Origin of the sequence: Halarchaeum nitratireducens, assembly GCF_014647155.1 — an archaeon.
Lineage (GTDB): Archaea > Halobacteriota > Halobacteria > Halobacteriales > Halobacteriaceae > Halarchaeum > Halarchaeum nitratireducens.
In genome coordinates this window covers 122,528-148,926 of record NZ_BMOQ01000006.1, presented here as the reverse complement: position 1 = coordinate 148,926, position 26,399 = coordinate 122,528, and the positions used below count along the sequence as shown (strand labels likewise).

Here is a 26,399-nt window from a genome sequence, read left to right as displayed (position 1 = left end):
GTCACACCTCCAAGAGTTCCTCGATGGTCTCCTCCTCGTCTTCGCTGAGTCGATCGAAGAAGCGGGCGTCGTCGGCGTCCCACCCGACGAGCACGTCGTCTCCCTCTTCCCCGACGTCGGCGCGGTCGGCCTGGACGACCTGTACGGTCCGGTCGAGGCCGTCGATCGCGACGCTGGTCTCGGTCTCCTCGCCCGTGTAGGTCGTCCCGACGATCGTCCCGGTGTACGTGTTGTCCCGGCGCTCGTCGTCGATGGTGATGGCCTCCGGGCGGACGAGAACGAGCGACTCGTCGCCGACGCCGGCGTCACCGACGGCGGTCGCGCGCATCGTCCCGACGTCGGTGTCGACGTCGAGTTCGTCGTCACCGGTCGATTCGACCGTCGCAACGAAGGGGTTCGAGTCGCCGACGAAGCGCCCGACGAACGCCGTCTCGGGGTTCGAGTACACGTCAGCCGGCGATCCGACCTGCTCGATGACGCCGCGGTTCATCACGACGAGCGTGTCCGCGAGCGTCAGCGCCTGCTCTTGGTTGTGGGTCACGTATATGAACGTGCTCCCGAGACGCTCGTGGAGCCGGCGGATCTCCAGCTCCATGCGCTTTTGAAGCTTGTAATCGAGGTCCGCCAGCGGGTCGTCGAGGAGCATGATGTCGCACTCCCGGACGAACTGTCGGGCGACCTCGACGCGCTGTTGTTGCCCGCCGCTGAGTTCGCTCGGGCGGCTGTCTCTCGTTTCCTCGATGGACAGCAGTTCGAGCATATCGTCGATGCGCCCTTCTACCTCGGCGTCGTCGTAGTCGGTCGCCTGCTGTTCGAGGCCGAAGGCGACGTTCTCCGCGACGGTCTTGTGCGGGAACAAAGTCTCCTCGAACTCCTGGAAGACGAATCCGATATCCCGCTCTTCGACGGGGAGTTCAGCCGCGGGTCGAGTGCGTAGGTAGACGTCGCCGTCCTCGAACTCCTCGAGCCCGGCGATGCACTTCAACAGCGTGCTCTTCCCGCAGCCGCTCGGTCCGACGACGACGCAAAACTCCCCCTCGTCGACGGTGAGGTCGATACCGTCCAAGACCCGTTCGCGCGAGAAGCGCTTTGACAGGGACTCTACCCGAATCGTTTCCGTACTCATCGGTTCCGAGTCGGACACACACGAGGATAACGTTTGGGGTCTTCTGAATCTAAAACGTGTATGTACATATGCTAATAGGCGAAATAAGAGAAACAATGTGGGATAGAACGCCAGTTTCGGGGTAGCTTTTACTACCACGCCTTCCTCGTTGGAACCGATGTTTCGATTAGACGACACCCTCGCGCTCGTCACGGGCGCGAGCAGCGGTATCGGAGCCGGTATCGCGCGCGCACTCGCCGAAGCCGGCGCGACCGTCGCGGTGAACCACCCGCCGACGCCTGACGAGCGCGAGCGGGCCGACGCCGTCGTCGCCGATATCGAGGCCAACGGCGGCGACGCGGTCGCGCTCGCCGCCGACGTGGGCGACGAGGCGAGCGTGCGTGCCATGGTAGACGATATCGAATCGGCATACGGGACGCCGGACGCGCTGATCAACAACGCCGGGATCCTCACGCAGTCGCCGCTGGCGGAGATGCCGGTCGAGATGTGGGACGAGACGATGGCCGTCGATCTCCGCGGCGTCTTCCTGACGACGCGTTTCGTTCTCCCGGGGATGCTCGAACGGGGATCGGGGACGATCGTCAACGTCGCCTCGCAGCTCGGCATCAAGGGCGGCGCCGAGCTCGTCCACTACTCGGCCGCCAAAGCCGGCGTCATCGGGATGACGCGTGCGCTCGCGAGGGAGGTCTCGCCGACGGTGACGGTGAACGCCATCGCACCCGGCCCCGTCGAAACACCGCTCCTCGGCGACATCAGCGAGGAGTGGCAGAGCGATAAAGCGGCGGAGATCCCGATGCGGCGGTTCGGCCGCGTTGAGGACGTCGCGCCGACGGCGGTCTTTCTCGCTTCCGACGCCGGTGCGTACTACACCGGCCAGACGCTGAGTCCGGACGGTGGTGACGCGATGCACTGACGGCCTCTGACCACAGACTGGAGAACGCATGACTAATATAAAGACAGAAGAGTGAATAATTGCCGGATAAAATACCGATAAGACAGTCGGTAGTGGATCGGTAAACGCGAACAATGGGAGATGTAGACATCGCAATCGGCGTCGACGCGGACTGTGTCGCGGGTTGGCTCGGATCGTACGGCGGCGAGGATTCGCTCGCCGACCTCTCTCGCGGGCTGTGTGCGGGCGAGGAGGGGATCCCGCGGATGCTCCAACTCTTCGAAGACGAGGACATCGACACGTCGTGGTACGTTCCCGGCCACACCATCGAGACGTTCGAGGAGGAGGTCGGGGCCGTCGCCGACGCCGGCCACGAGATCGGTGTTCACGGCTACTCGCACGAGAACCCGACCGACCTCTCGCGCGAGCAGGAGGACTTCATCATCGGCGAATCGATCGACCTCATCCAGGACCTCACCGGCGAGAAGCCGGTCGGTCACCGGGCGAGCTGGTGGGAGTACAGCGAGAACACGCCGGATCTCGTGGAGAAGTACGGCTTCCTCTACGACAGCAGCCTGATGGAGAGCGAGTTCGACCCCGGCTACATGCGCAAGGGCGACAGCTGGGAGAAGATCCAGTACGACCAGCCCGCCGAGACGTGGATGACGCCGTACGAGAAGGGCGAGGAGACGGACGTCGTCGAGATCCCGATCAGTTGGTTCCGCGACGACATTCCCGCGATGCAGTTCATCAAGCAGCCGAACTACCACGCGGGCTACAAGGACCCGAAGATGATGTACGAACAGTACTACAAGCGCCAGTTCGATTTCCTCTACAACCGTCGCGGTGCCGGGGTCTACACGCTCACCATCCACCCGGACATCCACGGACTCCCGCACATGATCACGCACCTCGAGGACTTCATCGGCTACGTGAAAGAGCACGAGAACGCCTCGTTCACCTCGTTGGAGACGGTCGCGGAGAAATACGACGACGACCCGACGGTCTACGAGGCCGAGGGTGAATACGTCTAGCGTGAACCGTCGCGAGAGAGGTCACTGAGCGATCCGTTCCACAAAATTCGAATTTTGACGTACGATCGCGTTTCAGCGTTCGATACTCAGTACTAATTACTGAAACGCGCTCTACTGACCACCCATACATTTATTACCTATCTTCGAAGTAGATCGTGAGGTATGAGTGGGACGACATTCCCGAAGCGCGATAGCGTCACGACCACGACACCGACGGGGGCATCCTAATGGATTCCGACCGCGAGTTCACCCGCGCCGGTATCTGGAACTGGGAGAAGCCCGACATCACCGACGAACTGCACTACGCGCAGTACGCCGAGGAGGCGGGACTCGACTCCGTCTGGCAGGGCGAATCCCGGCTCGTCCGCGACGCCATGACCGTCATGGGTGCGTACACGCAAGTCACCGACGAGATCGACATCGCACCCGGGGTAACGAACTGCTACACGCGGAACGTGGCGCTGATGGCGCAGACGTTCTCGACGCTTCACGAGCTCTCGGGCGGCCGGACGAAACTCGGTATCGGCGCGTGGTGGGATCCGCTCGCCAGCAAGGTCGGGATCGACCGCGGGAACCCCCTACGCCACATGTGGGAGTACTGCACGGTCACGCGGAAACTCCTCGACCTCGAAAACGTCACCTACGACGGCGACGAGATACAGGTCGAGGACATCGAGCTCGACCTCGTACGCGCCGACGCGGAGCCCCGCGACGTCCCCATCTATATCGGTGCGACGGGCGAGACGATGCACCAGATGACCGGCGAGCTCGTCGGCAAGGGGATCGTCGACGGGATCTTCATGAACTACTTCATCCCGCCGGAGCACGTCGAGCGCGGTCTCGAGCGGCTCGAGGCCGGCGTCGAGAAACAGGGCGGATCGATGGCGGACGTCGATCGTCCGCAACTCATCGCCGTCTCGATGGACGAGGACGTGGACGTCGCACTCGACGAAGCACGCGGACTCGCCACTCAGTACATCGGCCAGCAGCCACACATCACGAAGGCGTCGGGCATCTCGGACGCGAACGCCGAACGCGTCGAGGCGGAACTCGACTGGCCGGCGACCGCTGCCGACATCGAGCGCGCGTCCGAGCACGTCCCCGACGAGGTCGTGCGGAACATCGTTGCGACGGGGACGCGCGAGGACGTCATCGAGCGGCTCGGCGACTACTGCGAGGCCGGCTGTACCGAACCGGTCGTCTATCCGCTGACGGACAACATGGAGGACGTCATCGACGCGGTCGCGGCCGCGAAAGCCGAGGGCGTGTGAGAGAGAGCGCCGGCGGAGAACGAGCGCCGCCTACGCGAACGCGTCGCGGACGGTCCCACCGTCGCCGTCCGAAGCCGCGAGCGCGAGCATGAGCTTCACGCGCGCCTTGTGCGCGGGGAGGTCGTCGCCGCTGATGACGCCGTGGCGGTGGAGGGTCTCCCCGCCGCCCGACGTCCCATAGACCGGAGCGACGGCGCCGGCGTGACAGCGCGAGGTGAGAACGACGGGGGTCCCGGCGTCGACGGCGTCGGCGATCGCGTCACCGAGCGCGCCGGTCGTGTTGCCGAGGCCGGTCCCCTCGACGACGATCCCGTCGACACCCGCGTCGAGGGCGGCGCGGAGCTGTCGCGCACCGACGCCGACGCCCGTTTTCACCATCTCGACGTCCGCCGACGTTTCGGTCACGTCGAGCGTGACGGAGCGACTTCCGGGGGCGCGGAGGACGCGTTCCCCCTCGCGGGTGAAGCGGACGATCGGACACGCGTCGGGCGAGACGAACGTCGAGAGCGCGCTCGTGTGCGCTTTCGTGACGTCGCGGGCGGCGTGGAGTTCCTCGTCGAACGCGACGTAGACCCCGCCCGCCCCGGCGAGGTGCTCGCTCGTCGCGGCGCGAACCGCAGTGAGGAGGTTGCTCGGGCCGTCCGGGCTCACCTCGTCGGGACGCCGCTGTGCGCCGGTGAGGACGACCGGGATGGGGAGATCGAGCACCAGATCGAGGTAGTAGGCGCTCTCCTCCATCGTGTCCGTCCCGTGCGTGACGACGACACCGGTCGCTCCCTCGGCGGCGGCGTCGCGGGCACCGCGTGCGACCGCGGCGATGTCGTCCGGATCGATGTCGAAACTCGGCGTCTGGACGACTTCCCGAACGTCGAGGTCCGCGTGGGTCTCGATACCCGGAACGGCATCGACGAGCTCGGTGCCGCTCCGGCTCGGTGTCGCGCCGTCGTCACCGTCCGTGCTCGCGATGGTACCGCCCGTCCCGAGGACCACCACTTTGGAAGACATTGTCATGTGGTACCGAACCCGCCCGTTAGGTTCTTTCGGAAGGCTAGATGCTAGATCCGTGTCCGCGCGCTATCTGCCCTCTCTCGTGCTCGAACGACCCCTACCGCACTCCGCCCGACCTGCCACTCGTGTGGAACCCCCGACGCTCACTGTCGATAGTAAATCGCATCTCGAACATCTCGTTCACATGCCGAACACGTCACAATATTTTTGACCGATTGGCTCAGTGTAGGCCTATAGATGAAAATATTGGGAATAGATATCGGTGGGACGTTTACCGATGTCTATCTCACCGACGACGACGTGAACGAACAGACGGTTCACAAGGTGAGCACGACGCCGGACGATCCCTCGGAGGGCGCGCTCCGCGGTGTCCACGAGGTCTGCGAGATGACCGACACCCCTCCGGGCGAACTCGACTACGTCTTCCACGGGACGACCATCGCGACGAACGCCGTCCTCAAACACGAGGGCGTCGAGGTCGGGATGATCACGACGGCGGGGTACCGCGATATCATCCACATCGGCCGTCACAAGCGACCACAGAACTACTCTATCCAGCAGGACGTCCCGTGGCAACAGCACCCGCTCACGAAGCGTCGCCACCGCATGACGGTTCCGGAGCGGATCGACGCGGACGGGACCGTCCGCACGCCGCTCGACGAAGACGCCGTCGCTGAGGCGGCACGTGCCCTCGATGACGCCGGCGTCGATTCGATCGCCGTCGCCTTTCTCTTCTCCTACTTGAACGACGAACACGAGGCGCGGGCGAAAGAGATCATCGAGGACGTCTCCCCCGACGTGTACGTCACCACGTCGAGCGAGGTGTATCCGCAGTTCCGCGAGTTCGAGCGGTTCACGACGACCGCGATGAACGCGGCCATCGGGCCGACCGTCGTCGAATACATCGAGACGTTCGAGCGGGAACTCCGGTCGCTCGGTGTGACGGCCGACCTCCACGTCATGCAGTCGAACGGCGGCATCGCGACCGAGGAGATGGTGACCGAGCGTGCGGTGACACTGCTGCTCTCCGGGCCGGCCGCGGGCATCCTCGGCGGCAAACGACGGACGGACGTCGACACGCCCGACTCGGAGGCGACGAACGCGATCACGCTCGACATGGGTGGGACGAGCGCTGACATCGGCATCGTCGCCGATGACGAGATCGTCAAGGCGAACGTCCGTGAGACGCAGGTCGGCGGCTATCCGGTGATGATCCCGATGATCGACATCGAGACCATCGGGGCCGGCGGCGGGAGCATCGCCTACCTCGACGATACGGGGGCGTTCCGCGTCGGTCCGAAATCCGCGGGCGCAATGCCGGGGCCGATCGCGTACGACCGGGGCGGCACCGACCCGACGGTCACGGACGCGCACGTCGCGCTCGGCCGTATCCGCCCCGAGTTTTTCCTCGGCGGCGAGATGGACCTGCTCGTCGACGCGCCACGCGAGACTATCCGCGAGCGGCTCGCCGATCCGCTCGGCATGGACGAGATGGAGGCGGCCGCCGGCGTGCTCCGGATCGTGAACAACGGTATGGCGAACGCCATCCGGTCGAAGACGGTGCAGAAGGGCCGCGATCCGGAGAACTTCACGCTCGTCGCGTTCGGCGGTGCCGGTCCGATGCACGCCGCGGACGTCGCACGCGAACTGGACGTATCGCGCACGCTCATCCCGGCGAGCCCTGGCGTCCTCTCTGCGGTCGGGCTCTCGACGACCGATCTGCAGTTCGATCAGATACACACGACCTTCGAGACGCTGAGCGACCTCGACCGCGAGCGCCTCCAGTCCGACTACGACGCCCTCGTCGCGGACGTCGAGGATCGCCTTCACCGCGACGGCGTCGCCGACGAACGCCTCGATCTCGAACTGAGCGCGGACTGTCGCTACGAGGGACAGGGGTACGAACTCACCGTCCCCGTCAGCGACGGCCGCCGCGTTCGCCCGATCGAGCGCATCGACGCGGCGTTCGACGCCGCCCACGAATCCGAGTTCGGCCACGGCTTCGACGGGAACGCAGTCGAACTCGTCAACGAGCGCGTGACCGCGTACGGCCGGCTCCCCACCGCGGATCTCGTCACGATCCCCGAGGCGACGAGTATGGTAGAGGAGCACGTCCTGTTCAAGGACGACGTCTACTTCGACGTCGACGGCGAGATCGAGGCGTACGTGACACCGTTCGTCGACCGCACCGACCTCCGCGCGGGCCACTCGCTCTCCGGACCCGCCATCATCGCCGAGAAGGATTCGACCATCATCGTCCCGCCCGACTTCGACGTCTCCGTCCTCCAGCACGGCGACATCGAACTGACCCGATAACATCATGACAGACACAGCCGACACCGCCGCGACCGTCAGAGAACAGACCGCGCCGCTGCTCGACGTGGACGACCCGGGCGACCGGATCGACCCGGTGACGAGCCGCGTCGTCGCCGGGAGTCTCACGAACATCTGCGACGAGATGGGGCACAAGCTCATGCGGACGAGCTACTCGAGCATCATCCGCGAATCGGAGGACTTCGGCTGCGCGCTGCTCGACGAGCGCGCCCGACAGCTCTGCGAGACCGACAGCACGCCCCTCCAGATGGGGCCGATCCCCGCGTACGTCCGGGGCGTCATCGACCTCTTCGCGGAGCGCGGCCAGCGTTTCGAGCCCGGCGACGTCGTCCTCCACAACGACCCGTACCACGGCGCGACGCACGCCCCCGACTTCGCCGTCGTCGTCCCGGTGTTCTACGAGGACGAGCTGACCGGGTTCTCAGTCACGACGGCGCACCACTTGGACGTCGGTGCGGACAAGCCCGGGACGTGTATCATCGAGACGATCGACGCGTACAGCGAGTCGATCCGGCTGGACGCGCTGAAGATCGTCGAGGGGGGCGAGCGCAACAAGACCGCGTGGCAACTGATCGCCGACAACATCCGGACGCCGGCCATGGTGATGGGCGACGTCGAAGCCCAGATCTCGGCCGCCCGCGCCGGCGCCGAGCGGATGGTCGACCTCTTCGAGGAGCACGGCCACGAGACGGTGAAGTACGCCGGACAGGACGCGATGAACTATTCCGAGGAACACCTCCGGCGGCGGATTGAGTCCCTCCCCGACGGGACGTACTCGGCCGAGGGCTATCTCGACGGCTTCCCGGAGTCGACCGACCCGGACGAGAAGGACGTCTTCCTCGCCGTCGATCTCACCGTTGAGGGATCGTCCGTCGACGTCGACCTTTCGCGCTGCGACGATCAACTCGACAACCGCCCGATCAACATGCCGTTCGAGGGGACGGTCGTCCCCGCGGTGCTGTTAGTGCTCCGCTCGACGCTGTTGGACACGGAGGAGCACGACCTGATCCCGCAGAACCACGGCATCACGCGGCCGGTCTCGGTCCACGCGCCGAAGGGCTCGATCGTGAACCCCCGCTTCCCGGCGCCGACCATCGCCCGCTTTTGCCCCGGCAATCGTATCGCCGACCTGACGCTGAAGGCGCTCGCGGAGGTCGTCCCCGAGCAGACCTGCGCCGGCACCGGGAACCTCAAGATCTCCACGTTCAGTGGCGTGACGGACGACGAGTACTGGGTCTACATGGACATCACGTCCGGGAGCTACGGCGGGCGGCCGGGGAAGGACGGCATCGACGCCGTCGACACGCTGTACGCGAACACCCGGAACAACCCCATCGAGGACATCGAGAGTCACTACCCGCTCCGCGTGAGCACGTACGAACTCCGCGAAGACGCGGAGGGCGCGGGACGAAACCGCGGCGGGGCCGGGACGATCCGAGAGATCGAGTTCACCTCGCCCGGCCGCGTCTCCATCGAGGGCGACGGCAACGAGTATCCGCCGTGGGGGTTCGCCGGGGGGAACGAGGGGACGACGGGCGCGATCGTCCGGAACGCGGGCGACGAGAACGAGGAGTCGCTCCCCTCGAAGCTCGAAAACCGCCCGATGGCGGCCGGACAGCGGCTCCGACTCGTCGGCCCGGGCGCCGGCGGGTGGGGCGATCCGACGGAACGCGACCCCGAGAAGGTCCGCGCCGACGTCCTTGACGACCTCGTGAGTCGCGAGCGTGCGCGCGAGATCTACGGTGTCATCCTGACCGACGACGGGTCCGTAGACGAGGCCGCGACGCGCGAGCGCCGCCAGGCGCTCGACGACGACTGAGACGATACGACACGATCATGCGAATCAAAGCCATCAATCCGAACACGACGCTTGAGATGACGGAGAACATCGGCGACGTCGCCGATCGCTACACGCGCGACGACACCGATGTCGTCGCCGTCTCCCCTGAGAAGGGCCCGATCAGCATCGAGTCCTACTACGACGACTACCTTGCGGTTCCCGGCCTCCTAGAGGAGATCCGGCGGGACGCGGACGAGTACGACGCGTTCATCAACGCGTGTTGGGGCGATCCCGGCCTCGACGCGTGCCGCGAAGTCACGGAGAAACCGGTCGTCGGCATCGCGGAGGCGTCGATGTACGTCGTGAACAGCCTCGGCGCGTCCTTCTCGGTCGCGACGATCCTCCCGCGCGCGAAGGACTTTCGAGGAGACGGTCAGGAAGACGGGACTCGCCGAGAAGTACGCGTCCGTCCGCTGCACGGAACTCACGGTCGTCGAGACGGAGACGGCCCGCGACGCCGCGGTGGGCGCGCTGTTGGAGGCGAGCGAGCGCGCGATCGAGGAGGACGGCGCGGAGGTTATCTGTCTGGGCTGTGCGGGCATGGGGAAACTCGACGTCGAACTGGAGGCCGAGCTTCCCGTGCCGGTTATCGACAGCGTCGGCGCCGCCGCCGTCCACGCGGAGAGCCTCGTGCAACTCGGGAAGACGACGAGCAAGGTGTTGACGTACCGCTCGCCGGAACCGAAGCGCATCCGCGGGTACCCGGACGTCTACCAGTTCGAGGAGTAACCCCGTTCGCACACGAACCCGACGCGGAGCGGACCGCGGCACTCGTTTTCGGATCGTCCGACGAAACCACCCTCCTGAGGTGTCGATGACCGGGAAAACACTTATAATCTGGTGGGGGAACGCGACTGGTCCGTGCGGGGCTCACCCGCCACTCTATATCTACCTTAGCTAAGGTAGCTACGGTAGGTAGCTTGCACCACTTTGTCACCGTGGGTAGTTTTACTATGGTGGGCACGGTAGGTAGCCCATGACCGACGACCCGGAACCGCGCGCGGTGACCGTCGCCCTGCAGAAGGGCGGGGTGGGGAAGACCACCGTCGCAATCAACGTCGCGGAACGACTCGACGCACGCGGCCACGACGTGCTCCTCGTCGACCTCGACCAACAGGGGAACGCCACCGAGGGCGTCGGCCTCGCGCACTGCTACGAGGCCGAGCACACCCTCGGCGACGTCTGGGACGCCGACTCGGACGTCGACATCCACGATCTCATCCGCGAGACCGAGTGGATGGACGTCGTGCCGAGCCACCGCGACCTCGACGAGGTCGAGAACCAACTCCGCACGAGCGCGTACGGCGTCACGCGGATCCGCAACTACGTCGTCGATCCGCTGCTCGGCGACGAGTACGACTACATCGTCGTCGATAGCCCGCCGAGCATCGGCCCGCTCTCCGACTCGGCGCTCGTCGGGACGCAGAACGTCATCGTCCCCCTGAAGATGCGCGAGGCCTCGATCTCCGGGTTCCAGCGGATGGTCGAACAACAGCTCCGCCCGCTGCGCGACGAGGGTGGGATCGACGTCCGCGTCCTCGCGATCGTCCCGAACATCCTCGAAGGCGACGGCGAGGAGAAACGCATCATCCGGGACATCGAGGACTCCCCGTGGGCGGATCGCCTCCCGGCGTTCGCGCGCTCCGCGCAGTTCGACGCATCGCCCGGCCCCGGCCTCCGAAAGCGCGTCGCGTTCGGTCGCGCGTACCGCGAGGGGAAGCCGCTCGCGGCCTACGACTCCGAGAACGACCAGCTCCCGCGGTTGGACGAGCTCGCCGACATCGTCGAGCGGGGTGCCGTCGATGCCTGACGACAACCGCTTCGCCAACATCGGCGTGGACGACGCGGACGCGGACACGGACGGGGACGCGGCACCGGACGACGGCCGCGACGACCCCTCCGACGCGTCCTCCGCGGAAGACGTAGCCGAGCCGACGGCGGACGACGAGGCTCCCGGGGAAGAGGCATCCGAGTCGACGGGCGACGCCGACACCACCGCGACCGATGACGCGGTCGCCCCGACCGTCGACCCCGCCGACTCGGGGCCGGCCTTCGAGTTCGACGCCGTCCGGCAGAAGGCCGTCTATCCGCGTCCCGACTCGTGGGACGCACGCGAGGCCGCCCTCGACTTCGAGGTCAAGCGGAAACTCCGCGACCACGGCGTGAAAGACGTCACCGGCCGCGAGCTCGACGACGCGATCGCCCGGACCATTCCCGACGTCACCGACCTGATCGTCGAGAACGTCCTCGAGGCGCGACGCCGGAAGTTCGAGGACGACTGAACGGTCGGTCGCCCGCTCTCGGGGGCACACGACCCGCTCGCATCACGCCTCCCTTGACTCGACGCCGCGCGTTCCGACCGTCCCGCTCGGAACCCCCGTTCGCCGCGCTTCGCCTCGTCGAACCGTTCACCTCCCGTAGGCTCCGTCTCCCCTCACGTGTCCCCGATAGCGTCGACGACACGGTGTCCCGTCCGGTCGCATGGCGCCGTGGAGGATTTAAGTCGGCTCGTCGAGACGGGCACCGTATGGTACGTGACAGCGTAGACGAGATCGATCGGGAGATCCTCCAGACGCTCAGCGAGGACCCACGGATGCCGTACTCGCGGATCGCCAGCCGACTCGAGGAAGCGGGCTACGAGATGAGCGCCGAGGGTGTCCGACACCGCGTCACCGACCTCCTCGACGAGTCCTCGATCCTCCTCCTCACGGCCCCCCAGGGCCACGACTGGCAGGTCCTCCGTGTCGACGTGACGGTCCGTGGCGGTACCGCCGCGGCCGACGCCGTCTACGAGCGACTGAGCGAACTCGACTTCTGGCTGGTCTGTCGTGGCTTCGGGTCTATCGACGTCCACGCAGTCGCGACCGCCGCCGGCGTCGAGGACGCTACCGACCTGTTGAACACCGTTCGCGGCCTCGATGACGTCGAGAGCGTCGATTATTTCCTCGAGACCGACCGCGAGACGGACGTCCACAAGTACACCGTCGAGTGAGGCGTCGCGCGCCGCCGGGGATTCCAGACCGAAGGCTGTCAGAGCCAAACTGACGATAATTTATCGTTCTTGTTCGCCACACAGCCGCCTCCGACACTTCTTCCCCAACCTCCCGCTTGTGTAAACTACGTGAATTTACATGTGTATGTCTGTAATTGACGTCTCGAACCCGCCTCGCTTCGCTGTCCACATCCTCGACTATCGGTAGACGAACGCTTATTTATCTACATATATTCACAGGGAATATGGTGACTAGACGAATCAGAGTACGATATCGTCAACTCCTGTCTCGCCGACTACTCGCGGGTGAGCACTGGTGAGTGACCTCCTCGTCACCAACGGCCGCGTCGTCACGCAGAACGCCGAGCGGGACGTCGTCGCGGACGGCGCGCTCGCGATCACCGACGAGCGCATCGAGGCGGTCGGTCCCACCGCGGACATCGTGGCCGACTACGACGCCGATCGCGTCGTCGACGCCGACGGCGGTGCGGTGATTCCCGGGCTCATCAACGCCCACACGCACGTCTCCGACGTCGTCCTCCGCGGCGGCGCGTTCGCTGCCGACCGCGGGCTCTACGACTGGCTCTACAACGTCAAGCGCCCCGCGTCCGTCGCGATGACGCCCGACGAGCACGCCGTCGCCGCCGCGCTCTACTGTCTCGAGGCGATTCGAGCGGGTGTCACGACGTTCGTCGAGAACGACACCGAGGTCGTCTGGGACGCCCCGGAGACCATCGAGGCGAAACTCGACGTCTACGACACCGCGGGCGTCCGGAACGTCTACGGCGCGGGCTTCGCGGACAGCCCGCCCGACGAGGCGTTCGAGGCGCTCCTGGCGGACTACCAGCTCCGCGATTCGGGGGTCGAGCACCCGCCCGCCGACCACTTCGCGATCGACACCGATCGGGCGGTCCGCGAGACCGAGCGCCTCATCGAGCGCCACCACGGGAGCGCCGACGGCCGCCAGTCGATCTGGCCGACCCCGATCGTCCTCGCATCCTCCTCTACGCGCGGCCTTCGGGAGGCCTCTCGGCTCGCCGAGGAGCACGATGTCCGGACGACCATGCACATCGCCGAGGCCGAGGTCGAGGAGGCGGACGCCGGCCTCTCCAGCATCGAGTACCTCCGGAACGCCGGCTACCTCGGCGAGCGCACCCTCCTCGGGCACTGCGTCCAGATCGACGCCGGGGACGTCCGCTTGCTCGCGAAGAGCGGGACGAGCGTCGCGCACAACTTCATGGCGAACATGCGACTCGCCACCGGGTTCGCGCCCGTCGTCGAGCTGCTCGACGCCGGCGTTACCGTCGGCCTCGGCACCGACAACGCGAACCTGAACGACACCGTCAATCCGCTCTCGGACCTGCGCGCCGTCGCGAGCGCGCACAAGGGTTACCACCGCGACCCCGGTGTCATCCCCGCGCAGACCGCCTTCGACATGGTGACGATCGACGGTGCGCGCGCCATCGGCCGCGCGGACGACCTCGGGTCGCTCGAAGCCGGGAAGCTCGCGGACGTCGCGATAGTCGACCTCGACCACCCCCACCTCACGCCGTGCCCCGACCCCGTCCACGCGCTCGTCTACGCCGCGCAGGGCTTCGAGGTCGAGACCGTCCTCTGTGCGGGCGATATCGTGATGGAGGAGCGCGAGGTCACCACGTTCGACGACACGGCCGCGATTCTGCGCGACGCCGCCGCCGTCGGCGCGGATGTCGTCGAGCGCGTCGGCATCGAGTAACCCGCTCGCGACACCCCCGCTCTCCCTCGTCGGCCGATGCGGTGACGCTCGACCGAACGGACTCGGAGTGTCCCGACGGACCCGACTGCGTCAGTAGTGCCACACGGCCAGCGAGCCCGGGAGCGGATCAGCTCCCGCGGTACGTCGTGTAGCCGCCGGGTGAGAGGAGGAGGGGGACGTGGTAGTGCTCCTCGACGTCGTCGATGACGAAGCGCACCGGTACCGTCTCGAGGAAGGAGGGCTCGGCGTCGAGGCCGCGGTAGTACGCACCCACCTCGAAGCGGAGGCGATAGGTGCCGGTCTCCATCTCGTCGGCGGAGAGGAGCGGGTCGTCGACGCGGCCGTCCGCGTTCGTCGTCGCGTCCGCGAGCATCGTCGCGTCGCCCGCGTCGTCGATGAGTTCCAGAGTCACGTCCACGCCCTCCGCCGGCCCCTCGCGGCTCGTGTCGAGGACGTGCGTGGTGAGGCCGGCGCTCATCACTCGCCCTCCAGGTCGCCGCGGTCCATCGAGAACTGCTGGAAGCCGGTCGGCCGCGCGGGCTCGCGCAGCACCGTCGCGTCGCCCTCCGGGTCGTCGCGCACCTCGATCCACGTGCGGTTGTTCGCCTCGAAGCTCACCGACTCGAGCTGCGGGTAGCGCTCGAGGACGCGCAGGCCGATCCGGTAGATGAGGTCCTGAATCGAGTTCGAGTCGTACTCGTCGAAGACGACGCCCGCGATGTCGCGCACCTGCTCGGCCGGGACGTAGCGCTCGGGGTCGTCACCGAGCGCGTCCGTCGCGTCGTCATACGTCCAGAAGACGTCGAGAGAGATGTAGAGCGTGCGATCCTCGCGTTCCGGGAGCGTCGTGTACTCGTCCTGCACGTAGTCGGTGAACGAGCTCCCGGACACCTTCACGAACTCGAGGTCGGTGACGCCGCTCGTCTGGCCGGTGATGGCGGTGTCGTCGCCGTCGCGCTCGAGCGCGATCTCGCCGTAGCCGGACTCGTCGTCGGAGACCCCGAAGACGAGGTCGCTCGCCTCGAAGCCCTCGCTGTCCTCCGCGGGCACGGGGCGCTCGTCGAACGGGATCTCGTCCGCGGACACCGTGACGGCCTCCATCTGGTCGTAGGTGTCGAGGAAGCGCGACCCGACGTACTCGAGGAAGCCCTCGAGCGTCGCGCCGTCGTACTCGCCCGCGTGGTGGAGGATGAAGTTCTTCATCGAGTCCGTCGCCACCACCATGCTGTTGTCGCCCTCGCTGAACGACGGGAGGAACTCCTCGCCCTCGACCTGCACGCGGACGTCCAGCCCGAAGAGCGTGTTCTCGCGGCCGTCGAAGTCCGACTCCGGGATCGTCCGGACGCCCTCGAGCGGCGTCGCGTACGTCCGGTAGACCGCGACCTGCTCCTTCCCGTAGTTCATCGCGCGTTCCGAGTCGCCCGTGTCGTCACTGTCCGCTAGGGGTTTGCGAGTCGTCATCGCTCATCCGATATCTTCTCACCTACGTACAAAAAACTTCGCGTCGGGACTGCACAACGAGAGCCGAAGTGGATACTTAGTGGACGAACGCCTCTACACACTCACTCGCTCGCGCGCACGCGCTCCTCGAGGCGGAGGCGCGCGATCTCGTGCACTTCTTCGAGCGCGGTCCGGAACTCCTCGGCCTCGGCGTGCTCGACGCGCTCCTCCATCGCCGCCCGAATATCGTCCGGCGACGCGCCCGTCACCGCCATGACGAACGGGAACCCGAACTTCTCGCGGTAGCGCGCATTCAGTTCCTCGAACGCCTCGTACTGCTCGCGGCTCAACTCGTCGAGGCCGGCCGACGCCTGCTCGCGCTCGGAGGCGTCCGTCATCTCCGTCTGCTCACCGAGGTCGGGGTGCGCGCGGAGCAACTCGAGCTTCCGCTCGCGCGAGGCGTCCGCGACCGTCTCGGCCATCGCGGCCGCCAGCTCCTCGACCGAGCCGAACGGCCGCTTCGCGTGCGTCCGCGCGGCCACCCACGGTGACTCCTCGTAGACGCCACCGAGCAGGTCGACGAAGCGCTCCTCGTCCGCGTCGTTCACCGCCGCCAGCGTCGTCGTGTGTTCGTTCATCGCGTACTGAATCCGTCGGTGGTCGTCGACTCGCTGCTCGGACTCGCTCGCGTCGTCCGCGTCGCTCGCGCCGCCATCTACGTCCCCCACTCCGGTATCTCGCGCTCGAGGAACTCGCCGTGGCCGGGCTCCGCGACGACGTCGCCGTCGTCCGCGACGAGCTCGCCGCGCACGAACGTCTTTCGCACGCGACCCGCCACCTCGCGGCCCTCGTAGATCGAGTAGTCCGCCTTCGAGGCGTTCTCCTCGGCCGTCACGGTGTGCGTCGCGTCGGGGTCGAAGACGACGACGTCGGCGTCCGTCCCGGGGTCGAGCGTCCCCTTCTCGGGCATCCCGAACGTCTCCGCAGGGTTCGCGCACATGACGCGCACGAGGAAGGGATAGGAGAAGCTTCGCTCGTTCACGGCCTCGTCGTGGAAGACGGGGAGACTGCGCTGGACGCCGTTCGCGCCGAACGGCCCCTCCCACCACGGCCGGTCCTCCTTGTCGGCGCGCGCCGCGGCGACGTGGTCCGTCGAGACGACGCTCAGCACGCCCCGCCGGAGGTACTCGAACATCGCCTCGACGTCGTCCGGCGCGCGGATCGGCGGCGCGATCTTCGGGAGGGTCCCCAGCTCCGCGTAGACGGAGTCGTCGAGCGTCGCGTAGTGGACGCACGTCTCCGCGCGGACCCGCGAGCCGTCCTCGCGGAAGCGCTCCATCACCTCCGCGGACGCCCGCGCGGTCGTGTGGATGCCGTAGTACTTCGCGCCCGCCTCGCGGGCGAGACGCACCGCGTCCTCGGCGGCCATCGCCTCCGCGTAATCGGGGCGCGACTCCGGGTACGCCTCGGGCTCGTCCCGGCCGGCCGCACGCAGGCGCTCCGTGCGCGCCTCGCAGACCGAGTCGTCCTCGCTGTGGACGAGGCCGACCGCGCCGTGCTCCGCGAGGCGCTCGAACACGCGCTCCATGAAGCCGTGCGAGAGGCCGTAGTCGTACGCGGTGTACATCTTGAACGACGTCACGCCCGCCTCGACGACGTCCTCCAGCTCCGCGAAGAGGTCGTCGTCCTCGCGGAGGATCCCGCCGTGGAGGCCGAAGTCGACGAGCGCCTCCGCGGCGTTCGCGCGCTTCTCCTCGACGCCGTCGAGCAGGGGCGCGGGCTCGTCCCACGGGCTCTCCGCGCCCGCGTACGCCTGCCACGCGAAGTCGACGACGGTCGTGACGCCGCCGAGCGCGGCCGCGCGCGTCGCGGTCTCGTAGCTGTCGATGGAGACGTGGTCACCGATGTGGACGTGCGGGTCGACGACGCCCGGCATGACGAGGCGGTCGGTCGCGTCGACGCGCTCGTCGGCGTCGGGGAGCGCCGCTTCGTCGCCCACGCCGACGATCTCGCCGCCGTCGATGGCGAGCGCGCCCTCGCGCGTTCCGGAGGCGGTGACGAGCGTCCCGCCCGCGATTACCGTATCAACACTCATTCGAGTGCACGTGTCGCCCCTATCGGGTTAGAACTTCTGGTACCCGCAACCGAATCGAGCGAAACGCGGACACGCGTTCGGGATATCGAATTCGACGGCACGAGTGCGTCAGTCGACGACCACGTTGACGTAGTCGAACGCCTCGACGTCTACGAGGCCGTTGTTCGTCAGGCGGTACTCGGGGATGACTTCGAGCGCGAGGAAGGAGAGCTCCATCAGTCCCGCCTCGCCCCGGAGGCCGAGGTCGCGCGCCGCCGCCTCTACGGCCTCGAAGCCCGCGCGGACGTCGGCCAGCGGCGCGTCCGACATCAGTCCCGCGACCGGGAGCGCGAGCGACTCGACCGACTCGCTCTCGGGGTCGTAGGCGGCGACGCCGCCCCCGACCTCGCGGAGGTGGTTCGCGACGCGCGCCATCGCGTCGTGGGAGGCGCCCGCGACGACGCAGTTGTGCGCGTCGTGCGCGACCGTCGACCCGACCGCGCCACGCTCCAAGCCGAGACCGTGCACGAACCCGCGGCCGACACTCCCGTCGCCGCCGTGGCGCTCGATCACCGCCAGCGGCAGGACGTCGCTCGACACGTCAGCGTGGAGGACGCTCTCCGCATCGTCGGCGTCCGCGAGCGAGCCGACCGGCACCGTCGCGGTCATCCGTCCCGTCTGTAAGCCGCCGACGGCGTCGACGACGCGGACCGTCGCCGTCTCTTCGCCCGGATGCGCGAGCGCCAGGTCGGCGGCGTCGAGCGCGGGGAACTCGACCGTGTCGATCGCGAGCTGTGTCGGGGGCGGGTCCGCCGCGTCCGCGGTCGGGTCGAGGACGCCGTCAACGACGACGTGCTCGACGTCCCACGACGCGAGGTCGGAGAGGACGACGAGGTCCGCGGGCGTGCCGGGTTCGATGCGGCCGAACGGGAGGTCGTACGCGTCCGCGGTGTTGCACGTCGCCATCTGCACCGCGGTCACGGGGTCGACGCCGCAGTCGACGAGCTCGCGGAGCGCGTTGTCGACGCCGCCCTCCGCGAGGAGGTCCGTCACCTCGCGGTCGTCCGTGCAGAGCGAGAGCCGGCGCGCGTCCACCGCGTCGACGAGTGGCGCGAGGTCCACGAGGTTCCGGCTCGAGGAGCCCTCGCGGAGGTAGACGCGCAGTCCCGCTCGCGCCTTCTCGCGGGCCTCGGGGAGCGCGATGCTCTCGTGGTCGGTGTCGAGGTGGCGCGCGACCTCGTGGAGGTCGTCGCCGCCGAGGCGCGGCGCGTGGCCGTCGACGGGGAGGCCGCGTTCGCGCGCCGCCTCGATCTTCGCGTGCACCTCCGCGTCGCCGTTGAGAACGCCCGGGACGTTCATCACCTCACCGAGCGCGACGACGCGCTCGGCGTCGAGCAGTTCCGCGACCGCGTCCGCGTCGAGGGTCGCGCCGCCGTCCTGTAGGTCGGACGCGGGCACCGAGGACGGCACGGTGAAGCGCGCCTTCAGCGGCGTGCGCGCGGCGTCGGCGATGACGCCGCGAACCCCCGCTTCCCCGAGGACGTTCGCGACCTCGTGGGGGTCGTGGACGACGCTCGTCACGCCGCGCGGCACGACCGCCTCGCCGTAGCGCGGGAGCGTCACCATCGAGGACTCGACGTGCATGTGCGCGTCGATGAGGCCGGGCGCGACGTACGCGCCCTCGACGACGCGCTCGGCGGGGCGCTCCGCGAGCGCGACGATCTCGCCGTCGTCGACCGCGACCGCGCCGTCGCGTAGCGTTCCCGTCGTGACGTTCACGACCGTCCCGCGGACGAGGAGGTCGACGGGGTCGGCATCCCCGCTCATACGTTGGGATGCGTGCGAGCGCGCATCTCAGTCGTCGTCGATGGGCGTCGGTGACGTCCCAGAGTCCGGGATGTCCTCCTGCATGTTCGTCGGGGTCTCGGGCGCGAGGCCGTCCGTGTACTCGGTCGGGCCGGTGCCGACGCCGCCGCCGGGGATGACGACGTTGAGGACGAGCGCGGCGATGCCGCCGGTCACGAGCGCGGACCCGAAGAGCGTCTGTACCTCCGTCGGGAGGTTCTGGAGGATCTCCGGGCGGAACGCGACACCGAGACCGAGCGCCATCGAGAGCGCGAGGATCGTCGAGTTCCGGTGGTCGAGCGTGACGTTCTGCGTGATGATGCGCGCGCCCGACGAGAAGATCATCGCGAAGAGAATGAGCGCGCCGCCGCCGAGGACGGCGTCCGGCATCGCGGAGACGACCGCGCCGACCTTCGGCACGAGCCCGAGGAGGATGAGGACGACGCCGCCGATGCCGACGACGTAGCGGCTCGCGACGCCCGTGAAGTTCACGAGGCCGACGTTCTGCGAGAAGGACGTGTTCGGGAGCGCGTTGAAGACCGCGCCGAACGCGCTCATGACGCCGTCCGCGATGAGGCCGCCGCGGAGCTCCTCGCGCGAGGGGTCGCGCCCGGTCGCGGAGACGGTGCCGGAGATGTCACCGATGGTCTCCATGCCCGTGATGACGTAGAGGAAGGCGACGGTGAGGACGGCGCTCGGTGGGAACGCGAGGCCGTACCGGAGGGGCGTCGGGACGGTGAGCCAGCCGGCGGACGCGACGGCGGCGAAGTCCACCATCCCCATCGCGATCGCGACGACGTAGCCGACGACGATGCCGACGAAGACACTGATGACGCGGAGGAACCCCTCGAAGAACTGATTGAGGACGACGGTGACGACGAGGACGAGGCCGGCGAGCCCGAGGTTGGCGAGCGAGCCGTAGCCCGCCGCGCCGGGACCGGCGGACGCCCCCGCGGCGTAGTTCATCCCGGTCGGAATCAGCGTGAGGCCGATGAGCATCACGACGATACCGGTGACGAGCGGCGGGAAGTAGTTACGGAAGCGATCGAGCGTGAGCCCCATCGCCATCTCGACGGGCGCGGCGAGCAGTGACGCGCCGAAGACGGCGGCGATGCCGAACTGGTTCCCGATGCCGATGAGCGGTCCGAGGAACGCGAAGCTCGTCCCCATGACGATGGGGAGTTTCGCGCCGACGGGGCCGATGGGGAACACCTGCACGAGCGTCGCGACGCCAGCGACGATGAGAGCCATCTGCACGAGGAACGTCGTCTGGCCGGTAACGCCGCCGACGGCGCCCGCGAGGATAAGCGGTGGCGCGACGTTCCCGAGGAACATCGCGAGCACGTGCTGGATGCCGAGCGGAATCGCCTCCCCCAGTGGTGGCTTGTCTTCGATGTCGTACAACACGACGGAGTCGCTCTCCGATCCGGTGGCTTCTGATCCACTCACGCTCACTCTGAGTGTATTATTCCTTTTCAATCTTCCCCTTACGCACCTATTATGTATTCATATGGTCCGTGTCTGGCGTAGTTAGGGGAAAGTTGAAAATAGAAATCATGGAAAAGTGGACGATGTTCGATTAAGAGAATCGACGCGCCCGCGAGTCGCGCGCCGTCTCGCGTCGCCACAGTCCGGTTTCGCCCGTCCGCGCCCTACCGCGGCGAAGCTGCTGGGAGGGAGTGTCAGCTCGCCAGCGTCCCGAGATGCAGAGCGAACCGTGCGTAGACGATCGCAGCGATACTCACGATCGCGAGGGCAGTGACGGCGTAGTCGTACGACGCGATGGTCAGACGGTCGACAGTCGTCCGGTTCTCACTGGCGCCGTATCCGCGAAGCTCGAGCGCGGTCGCGATCTCGTTGCTCTGCCGGAGCGACGTCGCGGCCAACGGGAAGAGCGACTTCTGGAGGCTTATTATCCGCCGGAAGACGTTCCGGGACCCGACGTTCGGGTCGCCGCGCGCCGCGCGCGCGTTCTGCAGTCGGCTCAGGTCCTCCTGCATGAGTGGGAGGAAACGGAGTCCCATCGTCGCCAGATACGCGTACTTGTACGGGACGCCGGTCCTGTTGAGTGCCAGCCCGACTTCCTTCGGCGTCGTCGTCATGGAGAACAGCATGAACGACAGAGCCATGGTCCCGAGTCGGCCGCCGACACCTGCGCCGCGGACGAGGCCGTCCGTCGCGACCCGGAATGGGCCGACCATGGCGAGATAGGTCGTCCCGGGCGGATGGTACGTCAGCGATTGGATGAGCGAGACGACGACGATCATCGGCACGAGGAATAGGAGGACACGCCAGTACTTCGCCGGGGAGAGACCACCCAGCCCCCAGATGAGCGCGACGATGATGCCGAGCGCCGCGAACATGTAGGCTGGCTGCTCGAACAGCATGACGTACGTGAGGGTAGCGATGACGACGAGGAACTTCGGCCGTGGATCGAGACGATGCAGGAACGAGTCCTGATCCGAGAAGAGGAATAACGATTTCATCGATCGACTACCTGACTTGGACTACGCCGGCCTCGAGGAGTTTCTTACAGAAGGGGTACGCGATGCCGAGGCTCAAGATAAACGCGACGAACTGGATGGTCTCGATCCCGAGACTCACGCGGAGCGGGAGCTTGAGGACGATCGTCTGGTAGAGGATGTACGGAACGACATTGAGGAGGCCGGCGATCGCGTTCGCGACGAACACCTCGCGGAACCGCAGCCCCTCGCCGGGCGTCTTGAAGTACCACGCGAAGAGGGCGATCGTCACCGCGTAGAGGGTGTTCGCCGGGAAGAACAGCGGCGCGAGCGGGCTAGACGCGGTGAGGTTCGAGACGATCGGATTGATGTTCGCGACGATCAGCCCCCCGGTCAGTCCATAGAAGATACCAGCTGCTATCAGCCATGGCGTGAAGAGGATCGTCCCCCATATCGGGGCGACGCCGCCGAACATGATCGTGTCGAGCCGCTCGGCGACCTGGAGGGAGACGATCAGTCCCAGTGCCAAGAACAACGAGGACATGATGACCTGAGTCGACTTCGGCCAAAGCATGTAGTTCCAGTCCGGCATCTGGCCGAACAGCCGATCTGGAAGCGGTCCCGGCGCGGTGTTCTGTTCTCGATGTACGGCGTCAGTCGTGGTGCTCATTTCGCTCATTGAAACCGTCTCACAACACGCCTTTTCGACGCGAGTCAATTAAGGGTTTTGGATACTAATACGATCTAGATAACCTCATATGGTAGCAGATCTGGTGAATATAGCGATGAATGTCTAAATTAGAGTCGATATGGTTGATTGTATACGATCGTGGAGAGGGCGTCGTCGCCTAGTCGTCGACCGAACCGAGTCCCCGCTCCGCTACTCCCGTCGGTGCCGGCTCTCGGCGGTGAAACGACTCGATATCGTCGTAGGCGTCCTCCACGGTGAGCCACATCTCCTCGAGGACGTCCGCCGGTGATTCCTCCTCGAGTTGAATGCCGACCTGCGTAATCTGTGGTGGGCGAATGTTCGACTCCTCTAAGACCTCTCCGCGGAGGAACACTTCTTCGGGCGGACCATCATCGATGACATCACCGTCCTTCACGACGACGACGCGGTCGGTGTATTCGGCGGCGAGACCCATGTCGTGCGTCACCGCGACGACGGTGTGCCCGCGGTCGTTGTAGTCTTGGAGGATGTCCATGATCTTCCGCGCTTCCGCGTGGTCCTGTCCGGTCGTCGGCTCGTCGACGCAGATCACGTCGGGTTCCATCGCCAAGACCGACGCGATCGCGAGGCGCTGGCGTTCCCCGATACTGAGACTGAACGGATTCCCGTATCGGTGTTCCTCGAGCTGCGTGGCTTCGAGTACCGATTCGATCCGCTCCTCGCGCTCGTCGGGTGGCACGCCGATGTTCTTCAGTCCGTACTCGATCTCCTCGTCGATTCGCGTGTGGAAGATCTGGTCGTCGGGATTCTGAAAGACGTAGCCGATGTGTGCGGAGAGATCGGTTATCGAGTCCCGCCGCGTATCGTACGACTCGCCCGTCCCGTCGTACAGCGTCACCGACCCCTCATCCGGTTCGAGCAGTCCGGTGAGGTGTTTCACGAGCGTCGACTTCCCCGAGCCGTTCTGCCCGATGACCGTGACGAACTCGCCGCGGTCGAATGTGAGGTCGACGCCTCGCAGGACCGTCGTTCCGGGGTCGTATCCGAACTCGACACTGTCGATTTCGATTATCGGTCGTGAGTCGCTCATGGCTCTCCGAGTAGCGCGTCGTACTCGACGACCGCTTCGTCCTGCGTCAGCGGGACATCGACGTCCGCGACGCCGGTCTCGTTCAACTGCATTCCGAGCTGCGTGACCTGGGGTCTGGCGTGCTCGACGGTCGTATCGGTGAAGAACGAGCGCGTCTCGTCGAGACGTGTCACCGACCCGTCCTCGAGCAGGGCGATGCGATCGGCGTACTCCGCGAGCTCCTCGATCTTGTGCTCGACCATGACGATGGTCACACCCTCATCGACGAGTCGGTCGATCGCGTCGAAGACCATTTCGGTCCCGATAGGGTCGAGCTGACTCGTCGGCTCGTCGAGCAGGATGATGTCCGGGTTCATCGCGTAGACTGACGCAATCGCGACCTTCTGTTTCTCCCCCCCGGAGAGGTTGTACGTGATTCGGTCACCGAACCCCTCCAACCCGAACAACTCCATGGCCTCCTCACCGCGGCGGACGATCTCCTCGCGGTCCATCTCGAGGTTCTCGGGCCCCCAGATGATCTCGTCGAACACGCGGAGGTTGAACAGCTGGCTCTCCGGGTTCTGCAGGATCATCGAGACCGTCGGGGCGAGCTGATCGACCGACTCGGCGTCGATGACGCGCTTGCTGTCGACGACGACGGACCCCTCACGCGTTCCAGCCTCCTGGAAGGGAATGATGCCACAGATCGACTTGAGCAGCGTCGTCTTTCCCACTCCGGTCTCACCGGCGATACCGAGGAACTCCCCGCGCTCGACGGTGAGCGAGACGTCGTCGATTGCGGGTTCGCTCTCGCCCCGGTACTGGAACGTGAGGCCGTCGAGTTCTATTGCTGGCATGGGCTATCGACACGCTCGTTCATTCCGTGCTCCGGGCGTTTCTGAACACCCAGATACCGCTGAGGATGAACAGGACACCGACGACCGCGAGCGCCGTCGTCGAGTCGACTACCTTCATCCCGCTCACCGGGAGCATGATCACTGCGTATCCGAGCGCAAGCAACGCCACCGCCGCCCCGACGATCGCGAGCAGCGGTTTGGTCCGTGCGGATTCCGTAGTCATTGTGTGTCAACCTTCATCGACTACAATTCAAAGGAAGTGCATAAAATTTTCCCTTATGAGAGGGTACGTCCAGTAATCTGTAGAATAAGCGGAACCATAGATCACCTCCGACATCTTGGCGATCGTGTGACGTCTGTCACGCCTGTCCGTCAGACTGACGCCGAGGCCACCCGCGTGGCTGGTCAGTCGTCCGCGAGCGCGGTGTCGCTCGCGGCGTCGAGGAGGATGTCGGCGCAGCGGTTCCAGTACTCGGGGGTGTGTCCGGCGTTATGCGGCGTGACGAGGCAGTTCCGCATCGTCCAGAGGGGGTGGTCAGCGGGGAGGGGTTCGGGGTCGGTGACGTCGAGGGCGGCGCTCCCGATGTCGTTGCCGCGCAGCGCGCTCACGAGCGCGTCCGTGTCGATGACGGGCCCGCGTGCGACGTTGACGACCATCGCGTCCGTGGGGAGCGTGAGGAAGGCCTCCTCGTCGACGAGCCCCTCGGTGGTGTCGGTGAGCGGGCAGGCGAGCACGAGGTAGTCGCTGCGCGCGAAGGCGTCGAGGAGCGCCGTCTCCTCGAAGCCGATGACGTCGTCTGCGTTCCCGCCCTTCGCGGGCGTGTAGCGCACGCCGATCGTCTCGACGTCGAAGGCCCCGAAGCGGTCGATGATCGTCTCGCCGATGGGGCCCATCCCGACGACCGTCGCGGTCGAGCCCGCGAGCTCGCCGCCCTGATAGTGGTTCCACTCGCCGCGCTCGTGTTGAGCCCACCCCCGACGGAGGTTCCGGACGTCCGCGAGGACGTACCCGAGCACCTGCTCGGCGATGTTCGGCCCGTGGACGCCCGAGGCGTTCGCGACCGTCACGCCCGCCTCCTCCAGCGCGTCGAGCGGGAGGTGGTCGGTACCGGCGAACGTGCAGACGAAGAGGTCGAGGCTGTCGGACGCCGCGACGACCTCCGGGTCGATCCGGAAGCCGGTCGCCACCGTCGCCTCCATCAGGAGCTCGCGCTCCTCGCTCGGCGTGCCCGCGAGCGCAACGTCCGCCTCGGGGAGGCGCTCGCGGATCGCCTCGGCGTAATCCGCCGGATCGAGCCCGTGGATCTTCTGCCGCAGGACGACCACGTCCGTCATCCCTCCACCTCCCGAATTGTGACCTCGAGCATGCCGTCGCGGAGGGTACGCTCCTCGATGGCCTTCAGCTCCTTGGGGGTGGCGTCGATGGTCGCGAAGTGGTTGCCGGCGAGTTCCCCGGCCGGGCTCTTGAAACAGGTCGGCCCGCAAGGGACGAGGATCTCCTGTTCGTTCCGGTAGCCCGGGTAGAGCAGGAGGTCGCCCCGCGAGGGGTAGACCGTGTGGTTCTCCCGTGGAATCTCTGGCAGCTCGATCTCGTCGATGTTGATCCACGTCGCAATTCCGCTCCAGCGGACGTGCATCAGCTCCGACTCCAGCGGGAGGAACTCCCGGACCGCGGCGACGGACTCCGGGGCTCGGTCTTCGTGCAGTTCGGCTGTCAACGTCGTGTCGTCTATCTCTATCTCTAACATTG

At 66.6% G+C, this 26,399-nt stretch carries 24 protein-coding genes and 1 pseudogene; 10 read left to right on the top strand and 15 right to left on the bottom strand.

The window, feature by feature from the left end; all coding sequences use genetic code 11:
- Position 1 precedes the first annotated feature (1 nt).
- Complete coding sequence (locus IEX91_RS11565) at positions 2–1,126, bottom strand: ABC transporter ATP-binding protein (RefSeq protein ID WP_188879130.1); 1,125 nt, start codon at positions 1,124–1,126, stop codon at positions 2–4.
- Between the two features lie 157 nt (positions 1,127–1,283).
- Between IEX91_RS11565 and IEX91_RS11560 the strand changes: the two genes are divergently transcribed.
- The 3 genes from IEX91_RS11560 to IEX91_RS11550 all read left to right on the top strand — a co-directional run bounded on the left by IEX91_RS11560 (position 1,284) and on the right by IEX91_RS11550 (position 4,323).
- Positions 1,284–2,039 (top strand): SDR family NAD(P)-dependent oxidoreductase, encoded by a 756-nt coding sequence (locus IEX91_RS11560; RefSeq protein ID WP_188879129.1) that lies wholly within the window; start codon positions 1,284–1,286, stop codon positions 2,037–2,039.
- A 113-nt stretch (positions 2,040–2,152) separates the two neighbouring features.
- On the top strand, positions 2,153–3,052 hold the full coding sequence (locus IEX91_RS11555; RefSeq protein ID WP_188879126.1) for a polysaccharide deacetylase family protein: 900 nt from the start codon (positions 2,153–2,155) through the stop codon (positions 3,050–3,052).
- Positions 3,053–3,279: 227 nt separating this feature from the next.
- Positions 3,280–4,323, top strand: coding sequence for an LLM class flavin-dependent oxidoreductase (locus tag IEX91_RS11550; protein ID WP_188879125.1), 1,044 nt, complete (start codon positions 3,280–3,282; stop codon positions 4,321–4,323).
- Positions 4,324–4,353: 30 nt separating this feature from the next.
- On the opposite strand, the gene IEX91_RS11545 is transcribed toward IEX91_RS11550, so the two are convergent.
- Positions 4,354–5,328, bottom strand: a complete 975-nt coding sequence (locus IEX91_RS11545) for an asparaginase (protein WP_188879124.1) — start codon at positions 5,326–5,328, stop codon at positions 4,354–4,356.
- A 240-nt stretch (positions 5,329–5,568) separates the two neighbouring features.
- Here IEX91_RS11545 and IEX91_RS11540 point away from each other — a divergent pair, with 240 nt between their 5' ends.
- From IEX91_RS11540 to IEX91_RS11510, 7 genes and pseudogenes are all read left to right on the top strand, one after another.
- Positions 5,569–7,647 carry a hydantoinase/oxoprolinase family protein gene (locus IEX91_RS11540; protein WP_188879123.1) on the top strand — a complete coding sequence of 693 codons (2,079 nt, stop codon included), beginning with the start codon at positions 5,569–5,571 and terminating at the stop codon, positions 7,645–7,647.
- A 4-nt stretch (positions 7,648–7,651) separates the two neighbouring features.
- Positions 7,652–9,484, top strand: a complete 1,833-nt coding sequence (locus IEX91_RS11535) for a hydantoinase B/oxoprolinase family protein (RefSeq protein ID WP_188879122.1) — start codon at positions 7,652–7,654, stop codon at positions 9,482–9,484.
- 17 nt (positions 9,485–9,501) lie between these two features.
- Positions 9,502–10,234 (top strand): annotated as a pseudogene (locus tag IEX91_RS16750) (aspartate/glutamate racemase family protein).
- A gap of 247 nt (positions 10,235–10,481) precedes the next feature.
- Positions 10,482–11,315, top strand: a complete 834-nt coding sequence (locus IEX91_RS11525) for a ParA family protein (RefSeq protein ID WP_188879120.1) — start codon at positions 10,482–10,484, stop codon at positions 11,313–11,315.
- Positions 11,308–11,787 carry a hypothetical protein gene (locus IEX91_RS11520; RefSeq protein WP_188879119.1) on the top strand — a complete coding sequence of 160 codons (480 nt, stop codon included), beginning with the start codon at positions 11,308–11,310 and terminating at the stop codon, positions 11,785–11,787. Before IEX91_RS11525 ends, IEX91_RS11520 begins: the two co-directional genes overlap by 8 nt.
- A gap of 245 nt (positions 11,788–12,032) precedes the next feature.
- Positions 12,033–12,497 (top strand): Lrp/AsnC family transcriptional regulator, encoded by a 465-nt coding sequence (locus tag IEX91_RS11515; protein WP_188879117.1) that lies wholly within the window; start codon positions 12,033–12,035, stop codon positions 12,495–12,497.
- Between the two features lie 316 nt (positions 12,498–12,813).
- On the top strand, positions 12,814–14,232 hold the full coding sequence (locus IEX91_RS11510) for an amidohydrolase family protein (protein WP_188879115.1): 1,419 nt from the start codon (positions 12,814–12,816) through the stop codon (positions 14,230–14,232).
- Between the two features lie 127 nt (positions 14,233–14,359).
- Here the strand turns inward: IEX91_RS11510 and uraH are convergent, their stop codons facing one another.
- The 13 genes from uraH to IEX91_RS11445 form a co-directional block, all read right to left on the bottom strand.
- Positions 14,360–14,710, bottom strand: coding sequence for a hydroxyisourate hydrolase (gene uraH / locus IEX91_RS11505; protein ID WP_188879114.1), 351 nt, complete (start codon positions 14,708–14,710; stop codon positions 14,360–14,362).
- Positions 14,710–15,693, bottom strand: coding sequence for a factor-independent urate hydroxylase (gene pucL / locus IEX91_RS11500; RefSeq protein ID WP_229772853.1), 984 nt, complete (start codon positions 15,691–15,693; stop codon positions 14,710–14,712). Before pucL ends, uraH begins: the two co-directional genes overlap by 1 nt.
- 101 nt (positions 15,694–15,794) lie before the next feature.
- Positions 15,795–16,310, bottom strand: a complete 516-nt coding sequence (gene uraD / locus IEX91_RS11495; RefSeq protein WP_188879316.1) for a 2-oxo-4-hydroxy-4-carboxy-5-ureidoimidazoline decarboxylase — start codon at positions 16,308–16,310, stop codon at positions 15,795–15,797.
- A gap of 77 nt (positions 16,311–16,387) precedes the next feature.
- The gene (locus IEX91_RS11490; RefSeq protein WP_188879112.1) at positions 16,388–17,767 is read right to left on the bottom strand and encodes a dihydroorotase; all 1,380 of its coding nucleotides are present in this window, start codon (positions 17,765–17,767) and stop codon (positions 16,388–16,390) included.
- A 108-nt stretch (positions 17,768–17,875) separates the two neighbouring features.
- Positions 17,876–19,573 (bottom strand): adenine deaminase, encoded by a 1,698-nt coding sequence (locus IEX91_RS11485; protein WP_188879110.1) that lies wholly within the window; start codon positions 19,571–19,573, stop codon positions 17,876–17,878.
- A 27-nt stretch (positions 19,574–19,600) separates the two neighbouring features.
- Positions 19,601–21,040: a uracil-xanthine permease family protein gene (locus IEX91_RS11480; RefSeq protein WP_188879109.1), complete on the bottom strand. Its 1,440-nt coding sequence runs from the start codon at positions 21,038–21,040 to the stop codon at positions 19,601–19,603.
- A gap of 233 nt (positions 21,041–21,273) precedes the next feature.
- Positions 21,274–22,077 (bottom strand): energy-coupling factor transporter transmembrane component T family protein, encoded by an 804-nt coding sequence (locus IEX91_RS11475; protein WP_188879108.1) that lies wholly within the window; start codon positions 22,075–22,077, stop codon positions 21,274–21,276.
- 7 nt (positions 22,078–22,084) lie between these two features.
- Positions 22,085–22,732 carry a hypothetical protein gene (locus IEX91_RS11470; protein WP_188879107.1) on the bottom strand — a complete coding sequence of 216 codons (648 nt, stop codon included), beginning with the start codon at positions 22,730–22,732 and terminating at the stop codon, positions 22,085–22,087.
- 169 nt (positions 22,733–22,901) lie between these two features.
- A complete protein-coding gene (locus IEX91_RS11465; RefSeq protein WP_188879105.1) occupies positions 22,902–23,813 on the bottom strand; it encodes an energy-coupling factor ABC transporter ATP-binding protein in 912 nt (303 codons plus the stop codon).
- The gene (locus tag IEX91_RS11460) at positions 23,810–24,649 is read right to left on the bottom strand and encodes an energy-coupling factor ABC transporter ATP-binding protein (protein WP_188879103.1); all 840 of its coding nucleotides are present in this window, start codon (positions 24,647–24,649) and stop codon (positions 23,810–23,812) included. The genes IEX91_RS11465 and IEX91_RS11460 overlap by 4 nt, the downstream gene beginning before the upstream one ends.
- A 19-nt stretch (positions 24,650–24,668) precedes the next feature.
- Positions 24,669–24,872: a hypothetical protein gene (locus tag IEX91_RS11455; RefSeq protein ID WP_188879102.1), complete on the bottom strand. Its 204-nt coding sequence runs from the start codon at positions 24,870–24,872 to the stop codon at positions 24,669–24,671.
- A gap of 182 nt (positions 24,873–25,054) precedes the next feature.
- Positions 25,055–25,984: a D-2-hydroxyacid dehydrogenase gene (locus tag IEX91_RS11450; RefSeq protein WP_188879101.1), complete on the bottom strand. Its 930-nt coding sequence runs from the start codon at positions 25,982–25,984 to the stop codon at positions 25,055–25,057.
- On the bottom strand, positions 25,981–26,397 hold the full coding sequence (locus IEX91_RS11445) for a DUF3830 family protein (RefSeq protein WP_188879099.1): 417 nt from the start codon (positions 26,395–26,397) through the stop codon (positions 25,981–25,983). The genes IEX91_RS11450 and IEX91_RS11445 overlap by 4 nt, the downstream gene beginning before the upstream one ends.
- Positions 26,398–26,399 lie beyond the last annotated feature (2 nt).